This window comes from Blastococcus sp. SYSU DS0539, from assembly GCF_054050855.1.
On sequence record NZ_JBJHAF010000009.1, the window covers coordinates 164,209 to 179,807 of the forward strand.

The window sequence follows — 15,599 nt, forward strand, 5'->3', positions numbered from 1 at the left end:
CCCCGGCCGAGTCAGGTTCCGCCATGACCACCGCCCTGTCCTCCCCGGCCGACACCGAGCAGCCCGCCGCAGCCCTCTCCTGCACCGCCTGCCCGCACCCGCTCGCCGGCCACGACCGGATCTCGCTGCGCTTCTGCGAGGCGACCCGCACGCACGACAGCGCGCGGGGGTGCGTCTGCCCGCGGTGACCCCGCAGGGGTGCGCGATCATGCTGCGGTGACCGAGCCCCGCACGGACGTCGACCACTCCGACCCCGGGGGCCGGGCGTGGGTCGACCGCGCGGTCGCCGCCGTGGAGGCCGACGCGCGGCGCAGCGCCGACACCCACCTGCTGGTCTACCCGCTGCCCCCGGAGTGGGGCGTCGACCTCTACCTCAAGGACGAGTCGACCCACCCGACCGGCAGCCTCAAGCACCGGCTGGCCCGGTCGCTGTTCCTCTACGGGCTGTGCTCGGGGCAGATCACCGAGGGCAGCACGGTCGTGGAGGCCTCCAGCGGGTCGACGGCGGTGAGCGAGGCGTACTTCGCGCGGATGCTGGGCCTGCCGTTCGTCGCGGTCATGCCGCGGTCGACCAGCCCGGAGAAGATCGCGCTGATCGAGTTCCACGGCGGCGTGTGCCACTTCGTCGAGCGTGCGCCGGACATCTACGAGGAGGCGCGCCGGCTGGCCGCCGGGTGCGGTGGCCACTACCTCGACCAGTTCACCTACGCCGAGCGGGCGACCGACTGGCGCGGCAACAACAACATCGCCGAGTCGATCTTCGACCAGCTCGCCGCCGAGCGGCACCCGGTGCCCGACTGGGTCGTCGTCGGGGCCGGCACGGGCGGCACGAGCGCGACCATCGGCCGGTACCTGCGCTACCGGCGGCACCCCACGCGGCTGGCCGTGGTCGATCCGGAGAACTCGGCGTTCCTCCCCGGGTACGCGGCCGGCGACCCCGGCTGGACCACCGGGACGCCCTCGCGGATCGAGGGCATCGGCCGGCCGCGGGTCGAGCCCTCCTTCGTGCCGACGATCGTCGACCGGATGATCGGGGTGCCCGACGCCGCGTCGCTGGCCGCGATGCGGCACCTGGAGCGGGCGACCGGCCGCCGGGCGGGCGGATCCACCGGCACGAACCTGTGGGGGGCGTTCGGCCTGGTCGCGGAGATGGTGGCGGCGGGCCGGCAGGGGAGCGTGGTCACGCTGCTCTGCGACGGCGGGGAGCGGTACGCCCGCACCTACTACTCCGACGACTGGGTGGCGGCGCAGCGCCTGGACCTCGCGCCGTACACCGAGATCCTCCGGCGCTTCGCCGCGACGGGGGAGTGGGCGGCCGGGCCGGGCGGACCGGCGTGACGTGCCTCACCCGCCCCTCCTCCCGCCTCGGCATTACCGCGCAGTAGCCTCCATGATCGGAGCCAGGCGGGCCCCCGTGCCCGCATCCTGAACGCGTCCTGAGGAAGGTTCAGCGCGATGAACATCGTCGTTCTTGTCAAGCAGGTCCCGGACTCGGGAAGTGAGCGCAAGCTGGACCCGGCCGACAACACCGTCGCCCGTGCGTCCGCCGACAACGTCATCAACGAGATGGACGAGTACGCCATCGAGGAGGCGCTCACCATCAAGGAGGCGCAGGGCGGCGAGGTCACGGTGCTGACCGTCGGCCCCGACTCCGCCACCGACGCCATCCGCAAGGCGCTGTCCATGGGCGCCGACAAGGCCGTGCACGTCGTCGACGACGCCATCCACGGCTCGTGCGCGGTGCAGACCTCGGCGGTCATCGCCGCGGCGCTGGGCCAGATGGAGTACGACCTGGTCATGTGCGGCGCCGAGGCCACCGACGCGCAGCTGTCGGTCATGCCGGCGCTGCTCGCCGAGCGGCTCGGCCTCCCGCAGCTGTCCGGTGCCCGCAAGGTCACCATCGAGGGCGGCACCGCGAAGGTGGAGCGGCAGACCGACGGCGGCTTCTGGGCCCTCGAGGCCCCGCTCCCGGCGATCATCTCGACCTGGGACACCATCAACGAGCCGCGCTACCCCTCGTTCAAGGGGATCATGGCCGCGAAGAAGAAGCCGGTCGAGACCAAGTCGCTGGCCGACCTCGGCGTCGACGCCGGCAGCGTGGGCCTGGCCAGCGCCACGAGCAAGGTGCTCGACTTCGCCGGCCGCCCGCCGAAGGGCGAGGGCGTCAAGGTGACCGACGAGGGCGACGGCGCGCAGAAGTTCGTCGACTTCCTCGCCAGCCAGAAGATCGTCTGACCCGGCCCGGATCGAAGGAAGAGGAGAACACCCCATGGCAGAGGTCCTGGTCCTGGCCGAGCTCGACCCGGCCGGCGGCGGAGTCCGCAAGACCACCCTGGAAGCCCTGACCGCGGCGCGTGCGCTCGGTGAGCCGTCGGCCGTCGTCCTCGGCGCGCCGGGCACGGCCGCCGGCGTGAAGGACGCCCTCGCGGAGTACGGCGCCGCGACCGTCTACGTCGCCGAGTCCGAGGACGTCGACGCCTACCTGGTGGCCCCCAAGGCCGAGGTGCTGGCGCAGCTGGTGAGCGAGAAGTCGCCCGCCGCCGTCGTCATCCCCTCCTCGCCGGAGGGCAAGGAGATCGCCGCCCGCCTGGCCATCAAGACCGGCAGCGGCTTCCTCACCGACGTCACCGAGATCGCCTCCGACGGCACCGCCACCCAGGCGGCGTTCGCCGGCGCGACGATCGTGCACTCGCAGGTGACGGTCGGCACCCCGATCTACACGCTGCGCGGCAACTCGGTCACCCCGGAGCCGGCTCCGGCCGCGGGCGCCGAGCAGGCCGTCGCGGTGTCGGTCAGCGACGCGGCCAAGCAGGTCCGCGTCGTCGAGCGCGTCGTGGAGCAGAAGAGCAACCGCCCCGAGCTCACCGAGGCCTCGATCGTCGTCTCCGGTGGCCGCGGCGTCGCCAGCGCCGAGAACTTCTCGGTCATCGAGGGCCTGGCCGACTCGCTCGGCGCGGCCGTGGGCGCCTCGCGCGCCGCGGTCGACTCCGGCTTCTACCCGCACAGCTTCCAGGTCGGGCAGACCGGCAAGACCGTTTCGCCGAACCTCTACGTCGCCGTCGGCATCTCCGGTGCCATCCAGCACCGCGCCGGCATGCAGACCTCGAAGACCATCGTGGCCATCAACAAGGACCCCGAGGCCCCGATCTTCGAGCTGGCCGACTTCGGCGTCGTCGGCGACCTGAACACGGTCGTCCCCGCTGCCACCGAGCAGATCAACGCCCGCAAGTAGCCCCACCGCACCGCAGCCGTCGAGCGCCGATCCCTCCGGGGGTCGGCGCTCGACGCCTGTCCGGGCCGGGAAGGACCGCGGGCCGACCGGAGTTGGGCACGGCGTGAGGACGGCAGCGTGAGCGATGGCGGATCGGCGTCGGTGTTCGACCGGGCGCACCGGCTGACCACCGCGGGGCTGCTCATGCTGGTCACCTTCGTCGCCTTCGAGGCGATGGCAGTGGCGACGGCGATGCCCACCGCCGTCGCCGAGCTCGACGGCCTGGCCTGGTACGCGTGGCCGTTCAGCGCCTACCTGGTCGCCTCGGTCGTCGGGATGGTGCTCGGCGGCGACGTCGGGGACCGGCGGGGTCCCCGGGTCGCGCTGCTCACCGGGGTCGCGGTCTTCGCCGCCGGGCTGCTGGCCGCCGGCCTGGCGGGCTCGATGGCCGTGCTGGTCGCGGCGCGCGCCGTGCAGGGCGTGGGCGGCGGCGTCATCGCGGTCTCGCTGTACGTCGTCGCGGGGCAGGCCTACGCGCCGGCCCTGCGTCCCCGGCTGTTCGGCGCCATCTCGGCGGCCTGGGTGCTGCCGGCGCTGATCGGCCCGGTCGTCTCCGGCCTGGTGACCACGCACCTGACCTGGCGGCTGGTCTTCCTCGGCCTGCTGCCGCTCATCCTGCTCGGACTGGGCCTGGTGCTGCCCGCCGTCCGCGGGCTCGCCGTCCCCGAGGACGGCGAACCGCCGGCTCCCGCGCGCCGCTGGTGGGCGTTGCTGGCCGGAGCCGGGATCGCGCTGCTGCAGTACGCGGGCCAGCGGGCGGACCTGCTCGCGGTGGGCCTGGCCGTGGCCGGCCTCGCCGCCCTGGTCGCCGGCCTGCGCCCGCTGCTGCCCGCGGGCACGGCGGCCGTGCGGGCCGGGCTGCCCGCCGTCGTCGCCTCCCGCGGCCTGCTGGCCGGTGCCTTCTTCGGCATGGACACGCTGCTGCCGCTGGCGCTCACCGAACTGCACGGCTACCCGGCGGCCGCGGCCGGCGTGCCGCTGACCGCCGGGGCGCTGGGCTGGGCGGTGGCCTCGCAGCTGCAGGGCCGGCGGCCGGACTGGAGCCGGGTCGTGGTGCTGCGCGCCGGCTTCCTGCTGCTGGCCGCCGGTCTGGCGGGGACGGCGCTGATCACGGTCCCCGGCCTCGGTGGCTGGCCGGCCTACCTCACCTGGGGGGTTGCCGGGCTCGGCATGGGGCTCGGGATGCCGAGCCTCGGGGTGCTGCTGCTCGACTCGTCGCCCGAGCACCGGCGCGGCGCGGACTCGGCGGCCTTCCAGATCGCCGACGTGACCGGGTCGGCGCTGCTGGTCGGCGTCGTCGGGGTGCTGGTGGCGGCCTCGGTGACCGGCGCGCTGCCGCTGTCGGGCGCGGTGCTCGCCGGGGTGGCCGTGCTCACCGTCGTGGCGCTGGCCGGGGCCGCGGTCGCCCCCCGTGCGGGTGCCGGTGTCCCGGTGACGGCGGCCCCCGCCGCCCGCGCGACTACCCTGAGCGCGTCATGAGCTACTCGGATCCGGTCTACCTCGACCACGCGGCGACCACGCCGATGCTGCCCGAGGTCCTGGCCGCGATGACCGAGCAGCTCGGCCGGGTCGGCAACGCCTCGTCGCTGCACGCCAGCGGCCGGGCCGCCCGCCGGGCGGCCGAGCAGGCCCGCGAGCGGCTGGCCGAGGCGCTGGGCGGCCGGCCGTCGGAGGTGCTGTTCACCGGCGGCGGCACCGAGAGCGACAACCTCGCCGTCAAGGGGTTGTTCTGGGCCCGGCGCGAGGCCGACTCCCGCCGTCGCCGGATCGTGGTGAGCCCGGCCGAGCACCACGCCGTCCTCGACAGCGTGGAGTGGCTGGCCAAGCACGAGGGCGCCGAGGTCACCTGGCTGCCGGTCGAGCCCTCCGGCCGGGTGACGCCCCGGGCGCTGGCCGAGGCGCTCGGTGACGGCACCGACGTCGCGGTGGCGAGCGTCATGTGGGCCAACAACGAGATCGGCACGGTCAGCGACATCGCCGCGCTCGCCGCCACCGCCCACGACGTGGGCGTGCCCCTGCACACCGACGCGGTGCAGGCGGTGGGGCACGTGCTCGTGGACTTCGGCGCCACCGGCGTCGACGCGCTGACCATGACCGGGCACAAGCTCGGCGGGCCCATGGGGGCCGGCGTGCTGCTGCTGCGCCGGGACGCCGAGTGCACGCCGCTGCTGCACGGCGGGGGCCAGGAGCGCGACGTCCGGTCCGGAACCCTCGACGTCGCCGCCATCGTCGGGCTGGCCGTCGCGGCGGCCACCGCGGTCGACGGCCGGGGAGAGCGGGCCGCCGAGCTGGCCCGGCTGCGCGACCGGCTGGTCGCCGGCGTCGTCGGGCAGGTGCCCGACGCGCAGCTCAACGGCGCCCCCCTGGACGACGTGGTGCGCTCCGGCCCGGGCCGGCTGCCCGGCAACGCGCACCTGTCCTTCCCCGGCGCCGAGGGCGACGCGCTGCTCATGCTGCTCGACGCCCGGGGCATCGAGTGCTCGACCGGCTCGGCCTGCAGCGCCGGGGTGGCCCGGCCCAGCCACGTGCTGCTGGCGGTCGGCGCCGATCCGGACCGGGCCCGCAGCTCGCTGCGGTTCAGCCTCGGCCACACCAGCACCGACGCCGACGTCGACGCCCTGCTCGACGTGATCGCCCCCGTGGTCGAGCGCGCCCGCCGCGCCGGGATGGGCCGGCGATGAGGGTGCTCGCCGCCATGAGCGGGGGCGTGGACTCCGCCGTCGCCGCGGCGCTGGCCGTCGACGCCGGGCACGACGTCACCGGGGTGCACCTGGCGCTGTCGCAGGAGCGCCAGGCGCTGCGCAGCGGCTCCCGCGGGTGCTGCAGCGTCGAGGACTCGCACGACGCCCGGCGGGTGGCCGACGAGCTCGGCATCCCCTTCTACGTCTGGGACCTCGCCGAGCGGTTCACCGAGGACGTCGTGGACGACTTCGTGGCGGAGTACGCGGCGGGGCGCACGCCGAACCCGTGCCTGCGCTGCAACGAGAAGATCAAGTTCTCGGCGGTCCTGGACCGGGCGCAGGCGCTCGGCTTCGACGCCGTCGTCACCGGGCACCACGCCCGGCTGGCCGACGGGGAGCTGCGCCGCTCCGTGGACGAGGCGAAGGACCAGTCGTACGTGCTGGGCGTGCTGACGCCGGAGCAGCTGGCCGGGGCGATGTTCCCGCTCGGCGGCATGACCAAGGAGCGGGTGCGGGAGATCGCGGCCGAGCGCGGCTTCGCCGTCGCCACCAAGGCCGACTCGCACGACATCTGCTTCATCCCCGACGGCGACACCCGCGGCTTCCTGGCCCGCCGGCTGGGCAGCCGCCCCGGCCCGGTGGTCGACGCCGCCACCGGGGCGACCGTCGGCGAGCACGACGGCACCTACGGCTTCACGGTCGGCCAGCGGCGCGGGCTCGGCGTGAGCGCCGGCGACTCCCGCCCCCGGTACGTGCTGGGCATCGAGCCGGTCAGCCGGACGGTCACCATCGGCACGGCCGACCTCGCGGGCGTCGACGTCGTCGGGACGGCGACGCCGACCTGGACCGGCGCGGCGCCGGAGTTGCCCGTCCGGGCCGAGGTGCAGCTGCGCGCCCACGGCACCCCGGTGCCCTGCGAGGTGACGAGCGACGACGCCGGCGGGCTGCGCATCGTGCTCGCGGAGCAGCAGCGCGGCGTGGCCGCCGGGCAGTCGGCGGTGCTCTACGAGCCCGACCCCGCGCGCGGCGACCGGGTCCTCGGGCAGGCCGTGATCCGGAGCGCGACGGCCACGGCCGGACGGCCCTGATGGCTGCGTCCAGCGAGAGCCCGGCACCGGTCGCGGTGCCGTGGGGGCCGGCCACCGGCGTCGGCTCGCTGCCCGGCACCGACCCGGCCGAGGCGGTGCGGCTGGTGGCCGGGGAGCTGCCGGAGTTCGCCCACCTGCCCGAGCTCCCCGGCCGGGGCGCCGGCGCGGACATGATCGGCCGGACGGCCGCGCTGCTGGTCGACCTGGCGGTGGACCTCACGCCGGCCGGCTGGCGGCTGGTGCCGCGGCCGGGCGCGGACCAGCGCCGGGCCGGGGAGTTCCTCGCCCGCGACCTGGACGCGCTGCTGGACGTCGCCGGGACGTGGACCGGGCCGTTCAAGGTGCAGGCCACCGGGCCGTGGACCCTCGCGGCCGGGCTGGAGCGCACCCGTGGCGACCGCGCCGTGGTCGACGCCGGCGCCCGCCGCGACCTGGGGCAGTCACTGGCCGAGGGGCTCGCCGCGCACGTGGCCGAGGTGCGGGGCCGCGTGCCCGGCGCCCAGGTGGTGGTCCAGCTCGACGAGCCCTCGGTCCCCGCCGTCCTGATGGGCGGGCTGCCGACCGTGAGCGGGTTCGGCAAGCTGCCCGCGGTCCCCGCCGACGTCGTGGAGGCCGAGCTCGCCGCAGTGGTCCGCGCACTGCCGGTCCCGGTGGTCGTGCACTGCTGCGCGCCGCGGACGCCCCTGGACCTGTTCCGCGCCGCCGGTGCCGCCGGGCTCTCCTTCGACCTCGGGCTCGTCCAGGACCTCGACGCGGTCGGCACCGCGGTCGAGGCCGGCGTGCACCTGCTGCCCGGCGTCGTCCCCGGCACCGACGCGGCCCTGCCGGCGGCGAAGGCGACGGCGTCCCGGGTGCAGGCCTGGTGGCGCGAGCTCGGCTTCCCCGCCGACGACCTGGCGGCCGCGGTGACGCTGACGCCGACGTGCGGGCTGGCCGGTGCGACGCCGTCCTACGCCCGCGCGGCGATGCGGCAGGTGCGCGAGGCCGCGAGGTACCTGCTCCCGGAGTAACCCGTCCGGGGAACGACCGGGTCGGGCGTCGTACCCGCCGGATACCGTTCTGCCGTGACCAGCGAGGCCGGAGTCGAGGAACCCAGCGTCGAGCAGCTGCCGGTCGGGGCGCCGACCGACCGCGCGGACCTCACCGAGGTCCCCGACGAGGCGCGCACCCGCCACCGGGACCTGTCCGAGGAGCTGGACCGGTACGCATTCGCCTACTACGTGCGCGACGAGCCGCTGATCAGCGACGGGCAGTACGACGAGCTGATGGGCGAGCTGAAGGCGCTGGAGGCGGCGCACCCCGCGCTGGTCACGCCGGACTCGCCCAGCCAGAAGGTCAACGGCGGGTTCACCGCCACGTTCGCGCCGGTGCAGCACCTGGAGCGGATGCAGAGCCTGGACAACGCGTTCAGCAGCGACGAGCTGTCGGCCTGGGCCGCGCGCACCGAGCGGGAGGGCGCCGCGGGGGCGAGCTACCTGTGCGAGCTGAAGGTCGACGGCGTCGCCGTCGACCTGGTCTACGAGAAGGGCCGGCTGGTGCGCGCGGCCACCCGTGGGGACGGCACCACCGGCGAGGACGTCACCGCCAACGTCCGCACGATGGACGACGTGCCGCAGCAGCTCACCGGCGGCGACGTCCCCGAGCTGCTCGAGGTGCGCGGCGAGATCTACTTCCCCGTGGCCGCTTTCGCCGAGGTCAACGCGGCGATGGTGGAGCAGGGCAAGCCGCCGTTCGCCAACCCCCGCAACGCCGCCGCGGGCTCCCTGCGGCAGAAGGACCCGAAGATCACCGCGTCCCGGCCGCTGCGCCTGGTCGTGCACGGGCTGGGTGCCCGGACCGGCTTCGACCCCGATCGCCAGTCGGCGGCCTACGACGGGTTGCGCGCCCTCGGCCTCCCGGTCAGCGACCGGTTCGAGGTGGTCGACGGCCTCGAGGGCGTGTGGGCCTACATCGAGCGCTACCGCGAGCAGCGGCACTCGGTGGCGCACGAGATCGACGGCGTCGTCGTGAAGGTCGACCAGGTGGCGCTGCAGCGGCGGCTGGGGTCGACCTCGCGGGCGCCGCGCTGGGCGATCGCCTTCAAGTACCCGCCGGAGGAGGCGACGACGAAGCTCGTCGACATCCGGGTGAACGTCGGCCGCACCGGCCGGGTCACCCCGTTCGCCTTCATGGAGCCGGTCAAGGTCGCCGGTTCGACCGTCCAGCTCGCCACGTTGCACAACGCGAGCGAGGTCGTGCGCAAGGGCGTGCTGATCGGGGACACGGTCGTCATCCGCAAGGCCGGCGACGTGATCCCCGAGGTGCTGGGCCCGGTGGTGGCGGCGCGCACGGGCGACGAGCGCCCGTTCGTCATGCCCACGCACTGCCCCGAGTGCGGTACGGAGCTGCGGCCGGAGAAGGAGGGCGACGCCGACATCCGCTGCCCCAACGCCCGGTCCTGCCCGGCGCAGCTGCGGGAGCGGGTCTTCCACGTGGCCGGCCGGGGCGCCTTCGACATCGAGAACCTGGGCTACGAGGCGGCGGTCGCCCTGCTGCAGAGCCGGCTCCTCCAGGACGAGGGCGACCTCTTCTTCCTCGACGAGGAGCAGCTGCAGCGCTCCCCGTTCTTCACGAAGAAGAACGGGGCGCTGTCGGCGAACGGCGGGAAGCTGCTCGCCAACCTGCAGACGCGCAAGGACGTCCCGCTGTGGCGGGTGCTCGTAGCCCTCTCTATCCGGCACGTCGGGCCGACCGCCGCCCAGGCGCTGGCCCGCGACTTCCGCTCGATGGACCGCATCATCGCCGCGAGCGAGGAGGAGCTGGCCGCCGCGGACGGCGTCGGGCCCACGATCGCCCGCTCGGTCCGCGACTGGTTCGCCGTCGACTGGCACCGCGACGTCGTCGAGAAGTGGCGGCAGGCCGGGGTGCGCATGGCGGACGCCGCCGAGGACGCCCCACCGGGGCCGCTCACCGGCGTCACCGTCGTCGTCACCGGATCGCTGCGCGACCACAGCCGCGACCAGGCGATCGCGGCGATCCAGGAGCGCGGCGGGAAGGTCACCGGCTCGGTGTCGAAGAAGACCGGTTTCGTCGTCGTCGGCGCCGACCCCGGCAGCAAGTACGACAAGGCGGTGCAGGTGAAGGCACCGATCCTGGACGACGACGGCTTCCGCGTGCTGCTCGACGAGGGCCCGGACGCCGCCCGCGAGGTGGCGACCATCGGCGACGGCAGCGACGCCTGAGCGCTGAGGACCGCGGTCCCGCCCGGGACCGATGAGTACGGCACCGCACGACGGTCTCGTCCTTCGCACGCCAGGCGAGCGGGACGGAGAAGACCATGCGGAGAGTCGTGGCGCAGATGGGGGTGTCGCTGGACGGGTACTTCGAGGGCCCGGACGGCGACATCGGCTGGCACCTGATCGACGAGGAGCTGCACAGCTACCACAACCAGCAGCTCGCCACGATGAGCGCCTTCCTCTTCGGCCGGGTGACCTACGAGCTGATGGAGGAGTTCTGGCCGACAGCGGACCAGCTCCCCGACACCTCGCCGGCCGTGGCAGAGTTCGCCGGCATCTGGCGGACCATGCCCAAGGTCGTCTACTCGGGCACCCTCGCCACCCCGGGTGGCAACGCCACCGTGGTGCGCGACGTCGTGCCCGACGAGGTCCGGGCGCTCCAGGCCCTGCCCGGGGGTGACATGGTCCTGGGCGGGGCCGTGCTGGGCGCGGCGTTCCGGCGGCACGACCTCATCGACGAGTACCGGCTCTTCGTCAACCCGGTGCTGCTGGGGCGCGGGCGCCTGCTCTTCGGCCCCGGGGAGACGCCCACGGACCTGCGCCTGGTCGAGACGCGGACGTTCGGCAACGGCGTGGTCATGCTGCGGCACGAACGGCCGCGCTGACCGGAGCGAGCAGCGCGGATCAGAACGGCGGTGGTTCGGTACCGGCCACCAGGCCGGTGGGGGTGGTGACGGTGAGCGTGCCGTCACCGGTGAGCACGTAGGCCCAGCCCGGCGCCCGATGCTTGCCGCGGTGGAGGCGGGTGTAGAAAACCGATCAGGTTCTCCGCGGCGGTCGGCCCGTCGGGATAGGGCGTGAGCGGGACGCTCCTCAGGCGGGCGGCAGGTGGGTGACCGTCGCGGCGATGCCGGTCAGGTGCGCCAGCCGGAGCAGCTCGGAGCGGCGGAACGCGGGACCACCTGAGCGGCCGATCACCACGGCCTGCGTCCCGGTGCCGTAGGGGGCGGCCATCATCTCGATGGCCATCTCCTGCCAGCGCTCGGGCAGCCACGAGTCGTCGCTGGGCAGCAGTACCGGCCCGGTCAGCGGCAGCCACGGCAGCGTGAGGCCGGTGAACGACGGCGCGGCCTCCGACGCCGCCGTCACCGCGGACGCCGCCAGGGGAGCGGGCTGACCGGCGCCGTCGACGATCACCGCCCACCCGCTGTGGAAGACCCGGGGCAGCTCTGCGGCCAGCAGCGCCGCGGCGGCGCCGTCCCCGCCTCGGGCCAGGGCGTCGAGCAGGTCCAGCTCGCGGTGGGTGTCCAGCGGCCCCGCGAACGGCCGCAGCGACTCCACCTGCACGTCGGGCACCGCCTGGGCGACGGTGATCAGGCTGTCGGGCAGCCGGTCGCCGGGCAGGTCGACCACGACGTCGTCCACCGCGATGCCGTTGCCGCGCTCCAGCACGTCGAGGGACACGATGTCGATGCCCGCGGCACCGAACGCGGTGGCCACCGCGCCGAGGACGCCGGGGCGGTCGGGCAGCACCAGGCGCAGGAGATAGGACACGGTTCCTCCGGGGCAGTACTCGCCGGTTCGGCCGATCTCCGTCGATCGCGATCGGGGACAACCCTCTCACGCTGACCAGCACCCGGGCGCCCCCACGTACAGTGTCCCGGTCACGTCCCGGGCCGAGAGCGGGCCGACGGGCACTGCCGAAGTGGAGTTCCACCGCAGCATGAGCACCTCCTCCCCGAAGGGCCAACTGACCCGCGACGAGGTGGCGCACCTGGCGCACCTGTCCCGGCTGGCGGTGAGCGACGAGGAGCTGGACCTCTTCGCCGGTCAGCTCGCCGCCGTGCTGGACGCCGTCGCGCAGGTGGGCGAGGCCGACGTCGCCGACGTCGCGCCCACCACGCACGCGGTGCCGATGACCAACGTCATGCGGCCCGACGTCGCCCGGCCGAGCCTGCCCCGCGACGCCGTCCTCGCCGGCGCCCCCGCCGCGGAGGACGACCGCTTCCGCGTGCCGCGCATCCTGGGGGAGGAGGCATGACGATCACGACCACCAGCGCCGCCGACCTGAGCAGCGCGCTGCAGTCCGGGGACCTGAGCTCCGCCGAGATCACCCGCGCCTACCTCGACCGCATCGCGGCCGAGGACGGCGAGCTCGGCGCGTACCTGCACGTCGACGCCGAGGCCGCGGTGAAGTCGGCGGAGGCCGTCGACGCCGCCCGCGCCGCCGGTGAGGAGCTGGGCCCGCTGGCCGGCGTCCCGCTCGCGCTCAAGGACGTCGTCGTCACCGAGGGCGTCCCCACCACGAGCGGCTCGAAGATCCTCGCGGGCTGGCGCCCGCCCTACGACGCCACCCTCGCCGCCAAGCTGAAGGCCGCGGGCACCGTCCTGCTGGGCAAGACCAACATGGACGAGTTCGCGATGGGCTCCTCCACGGAGAACTCCGCCTACCAGGTCACCCGCAACCCCTGGGACCGCGACCGCGTCCCCGGGGGTTCCTCGGGCGGCTCGTCGGCCGCCGTCGCCGGTGGGCTGGCCCCCTGGTCGATCGGCACGGACACCGGCGGCTCGATCCGCCAGCCGGCCGCGCTCACCGGGCTGGTGGGGCACAAGCCCACCTACGGCTCGGTCTCCCGCTACGGGCTGGTCGCGTTCTCCTCCAGCCTCGACCAGGCCGGCCCGATGACCCGCACGGTCCTCGACGCGGCGCTGCTGCACGAGACCATCGCCGGCCACGACGCCTACGACGCGACCAGCATCGACTGCCCCGTCCCGGTGCTGGCCGAGGCCGCCCGCCGCGGCGCCGGGGGCGAGCTGGCCGGCCTGAAGGTCGGCGTCGTCCGCGAGCTGGGCGGGGAGGGGCACGCCGACGGCTACGACGACGGCGTCCTCGACCGCTTCCGCGAGGCGGTGGCCCTGCTCGAGAGCATGGGCGCCGAGGTGCGCGAGGTCTCCTGCCCGGCCTTCGACCTGGCGCTGCCGGCGTACTACCTGATCGCCCCCAGCGAGGCGTCGTCCAACCTCGCCCGGTTCGACGGGGTGCGCTACGGCCTGCGGGTGGGTGACGACGGCAGCCGCGACCTCGACGAGGTCATGGCCCTCACCCGCGAGCAGGGCTTCGGGCCCGAGGTGAAGCGCCGGATCATCCTCGGCACCTACGCGCTGTCGGCCGGTTACTACGACGCCTACTACGGCCAGGCGCAGAAGGTCCGCACGCTCATCACGCGGGACTTCACCACCGCCTGGGACGACGTGGACGTGCTCGTCAGCCCGACCAGCCCGACCGTGGCCTGGCCGGTCGGCGCCCGCGTCGACGACCCGATCGCCATGTACGCCGCCGACCTGTGCACCCTGCCGGCGAGCCTGGCCGGCGTGCCCGCGATCTCGGTGCCCTGCGGGATCTCCGAGGGCCTGCCGGTCGGCTTCCAGGTCATGGCCCCGGCGCTGGCCGACGACCGCTGCTACCGGGTCGCCGCCGCGCTGGAGGCCGCGCAGGACGCCGCCCGGGGGCACCGGCTGCTCGACGAGCTCGCCCGCACGACGGGAGGCGCGGCGTGAACGGCCCGACCAAGGCGGCGTGGGCGCTGACCGCGTTCGTCGTCATCGCGGGCCTGGTGCTCTGGCTGACCACCGGCAAGGCCGTCTTCGCCGTCTTCATCGTCCTCGGCATCGTGACCGGGATCGGCGCGTGGGTCACCGGGCGCACGCCGCCCCCCGGCCCGAAGGAGAACAACCCCTCATGAGCACCGACACCCTGGTCGAGTTCGACGAGCTCCTCACCCGCTACGAGCCGGTGATCGGGCTGGAGACCCACGTCGAGCTGGGCACCGCGTCGAAGATGTTCTGCGGCTGCTCGACCACCTTCGGCGCCGAGCCGAACACGCAGACCTGCCCGGTCTGCCTGGGCCTGCCCGGGTCGCTGCCCGCCGCGAACGCCGCCGCCATCGAGGCCACCATCCGCATCGGGCTGGCGCTGGGCTGCCGGATCGCCACCTGGTCGCGGTTCGCGCGGAAGAACTACTTCTACCCGGACATCCCCAAGGGCTTCCAGACCAGCCAGTACGACGAGCCGCTCTGCACCGCCGGGCACCTCGACGTCGAGGTCGACGGCGAGACCTACCGCGTCGAGATCGAGCGGGTGCACCTGGAGGAGGACACCGGCAAGAACCTGCACGTCGGTGGCTCCACCGGGCGCATCCACGGTGCCGACCACTCGCTGGTCGACTACAACCGCGCCGGCATCCCGCTGGTGGAGATCGTCACCCGGCCCATCCCCGGCGCCGGGGCCAAGGCGCCGGAGGTGGCCCGGGCGTACGTCACCGAGCTGCGCGAGATCCTGCTCACGCTCGGCGTCTCCGAGGTGCGCATGGAGCAGGGCAACCTGCGCTGCGACGTCAACACCTCGCTCGCGCCGATCGGCAGCCTCGAGTGGGGCACCCGCACCGAGACGAAGAACGTGAACTCGCTGCGGTCGGTGGAGCGGTCGGTGCGCTTCGAGATGCGCCGCCAGGCCGCCGTCCTCGACGCCGGCGAGCGGATCGTGCAGGAGACCCGCCACTTCCACGAGGACACCGGCAGCACCTCGTCCGGCCGGAGCAAGGAGGAGGCGACCGACTACCGGTACTTCCCCGAGCCCGACCTGGTGCCCATCGCCCCCGACGAGGAGTGGGTGGAGAAGCTGCGGGCCGGCCTGCCCGAGCTGCCCGCCGCCCGCCGGGCACGCCTCTCCGACGAGTGGGGCATCTCGCCGACCGAGATGGCCTGGCTGGTCAACGCCGGGGCCGTCGAGCTGGTCAGCGACACGGTCGCCGCGGGCGCCTCGCCGAGCGACGCGCGCAAGTGGTGGCTCGGCGAACTGGCCCGCCGGGCCAACGACGCCGGGACCGACCTGGGCGAGCTCGCCGTGACCCCGGCGCAGGTCGCCGAGCTGATCGGCCTCATCACCGCCGGCACCATCAACGACCAGCTGGCCCGGCAGGCGCTGGACGGCGTCCTCGCCGGTGAGGGCGGTCCCGCCGCCGTCGTCGAGGCCCGCGGCCTGGCGGTCATGGGGGAGTCCGACGAGCTGGTGGCCGCCGTCGACGCCGCGATCGAGAGCAACCCCGACGTCGCCGACAAGGTGCGCGGCGGCAAGCTGCAGGCGATCGGGGCGTTGGTCGGTGCGGTCATGAAGACCACCCGCGGCAAGGCCGACGCCGCCACGGTGAAGCGCATGCTCGAGGAGCGCTTGATCAGCAGCTGACCATCGCGCCGAGTGGGGCCCGGAGGGCTCCGCGCAGGCGCGACTCAGCGGCTCAGGTCAGCAGGGGGACGGTTCCTGGCCGCGGTGCGGTCCGGAGGACCG

15 protein-coding genes are annotated in these 15,599 nt (G+C 74.6%); 14 read left to right on the forward strand and 1 reads right to left on the reverse strand.

Annotated features, from left to right (window positions below; genetic code table 11):
• Positions 1 to 23 precede the first annotated feature (23 nt).
• From ACI790_RS13125 to ACI790_RS13170, 10 genes are all read left to right on the forward strand, one after another.
• Complete coding sequence (locus ACI790_RS13125) at positions 24 to 188, forward strand: RGCVC family protein (protein WP_456570211.1); 165 nt, start codon at positions 24 to 26, stop codon at positions 186 to 188.
• 28 nt (positions 189 to 216) lie between these two features.
• Positions 217 to 1,338 (forward strand): L-cysteine desulfhydrase Cds1, encoded by a 1,122-nt coding sequence (gene cds1, locus ACI790_RS13130; protein ID WP_456570212.1) that lies wholly within the window; start codon positions 217 to 219, stop codon positions 1,336 to 1,338.
• Between the two features lie 117 nt (positions 1,339 to 1,455).
• Entirely contained in the window at positions 1,456 to 2,235 is a 780-nt protein-coding gene (locus tag ACI790_RS13135) for an electron transfer flavoprotein subunit beta/FixA family protein (protein ID WP_456570213.1), read from the forward strand.
• Between the two features lie 34 nt (positions 2,236 to 2,269).
• On the forward strand, positions 2,270 to 3,232 hold the full coding sequence (locus ACI790_RS13140) for an electron transfer flavoprotein subunit alpha/FixB family protein (RefSeq protein WP_456570214.1): 963 nt from the start codon (positions 2,270 to 2,272) through the stop codon (positions 3,230 to 3,232).
• Between the two features lie 117 nt (positions 3,233 to 3,349).
• The gene (locus tag ACI790_RS13145) at positions 3,350 to 4,750 is read left to right on the forward strand and encodes an MFS transporter (RefSeq protein WP_456570215.1); all 1,401 of its coding nucleotides are present in this window, start codon (positions 3,350 to 3,352) and stop codon (positions 4,748 to 4,750) included.
• Positions 4,747 to 5,952, forward strand: coding sequence for a cysteine desulfurase family protein (locus tag ACI790_RS13150; protein ID WP_456570216.1), 1,206 nt, complete (start codon positions 4,747 to 4,749; stop codon positions 5,950 to 5,952). Before ACI790_RS13145 ends, ACI790_RS13150 begins: the two co-directional genes overlap by 4 nt.
• Positions 5,949 to 7,040 carry a tRNA 2-thiouridine(34) synthase MnmA gene (gene mnmA, locus ACI790_RS13155; RefSeq protein ID WP_456570217.1) on the forward strand — a complete coding sequence of 364 codons (1,092 nt, stop codon included), beginning with the start codon at positions 5,949 to 5,951 and terminating at the stop codon, positions 7,038 to 7,040. The genes ACI790_RS13150 and mnmA overlap by 4 nt, the downstream gene beginning before the upstream one ends.
• On the forward strand, positions 7,040 to 8,050 hold the full coding sequence (locus ACI790_RS13160) for a methionine synthase (RefSeq protein ID WP_456570218.1): 1,011 nt from the start codon (positions 7,040 to 7,042) through the stop codon (positions 8,048 to 8,050). Before mnmA ends, ACI790_RS13160 begins: the two co-directional genes overlap by 1 nt.
• Positions 8,051 to 8,104: 54 nt before the next feature.
• Positions 8,105 to 10,261, forward strand: a complete 2,157-nt coding sequence (gene ligA, locus ACI790_RS13165) for an NAD-dependent DNA ligase LigA (RefSeq protein ID WP_456570219.1) — start codon at positions 8,105 to 8,107, stop codon at positions 10,259 to 10,261.
• Positions 10,262 to 10,356: 95 nt separating this feature from the next.
• Positions 10,357 to 10,920 (forward strand): dihydrofolate reductase family protein, encoded by a 564-nt coding sequence (locus tag ACI790_RS13170; protein ID WP_456570220.1) that lies wholly within the window; start codon positions 10,357 to 10,359, stop codon positions 10,918 to 10,920.
• Between the two features lie 208 nt (positions 10,921 to 11,128).
• On the opposite strand, the gene ACI790_RS13175 is transcribed toward ACI790_RS13170, so the two are convergent.
• Positions 11,129 to 11,809 (reverse strand): ACT domain-containing protein, encoded by a 681-nt coding sequence (locus ACI790_RS13175; protein WP_456570221.1) that lies wholly within the window; start codon positions 11,807 to 11,809, stop codon positions 11,129 to 11,131.
• Between the two features lie 169 nt (positions 11,810 to 11,978).
• On the opposite strand from ACI790_RS13175, the gene gatC reads away from it, so the two are divergent.
• Genes gatC through gatB form a run of 4 tightly spaced genes read left to right on the forward strand, consistent with a single transcriptional unit; the run spans position 11,979 to position 15,497 of the window.
• Positions 11,979 to 12,296, forward strand: a complete 318-nt coding sequence (gene gatC, locus ACI790_RS13180; protein ID WP_456570222.1) for an Asp-tRNA(Asn)/Glu-tRNA(Gln) amidotransferase subunit GatC — start codon at positions 11,979 to 11,981, stop codon at positions 12,294 to 12,296.
• Complete coding sequence (gatA, locus tag ACI790_RS13185) at positions 12,293 to 13,813, forward strand: Asp-tRNA(Asn)/Glu-tRNA(Gln) amidotransferase subunit GatA (protein ID WP_456570223.1); 1,521 nt, start codon at positions 12,293 to 12,295, stop codon at positions 13,811 to 13,813. The genes gatC and gatA overlap by 4 nt, the downstream gene beginning before the upstream one ends.
• Positions 13,810 to 13,998 (forward strand): hypothetical protein, encoded by a 189-nt coding sequence (locus tag ACI790_RS13190; protein WP_456570224.1) that lies wholly within the window; start codon positions 13,810 to 13,812, stop codon positions 13,996 to 13,998. Before gatA ends, ACI790_RS13190 begins: the two co-directional genes overlap by 4 nt.
• On the forward strand, positions 13,995 to 15,497 hold the full coding sequence (gatB, locus tag ACI790_RS13195) for an Asp-tRNA(Asn)/Glu-tRNA(Gln) amidotransferase subunit GatB (RefSeq protein WP_456570225.1): 1,503 nt from the start codon (positions 13,995 to 13,997) through the stop codon (positions 15,495 to 15,497). Before ACI790_RS13190 ends, gatB begins: the two co-directional genes overlap by 4 nt.
• The last annotated feature ends 102 nt before the right edge of the window (positions 15,498 to 15,599 follow it).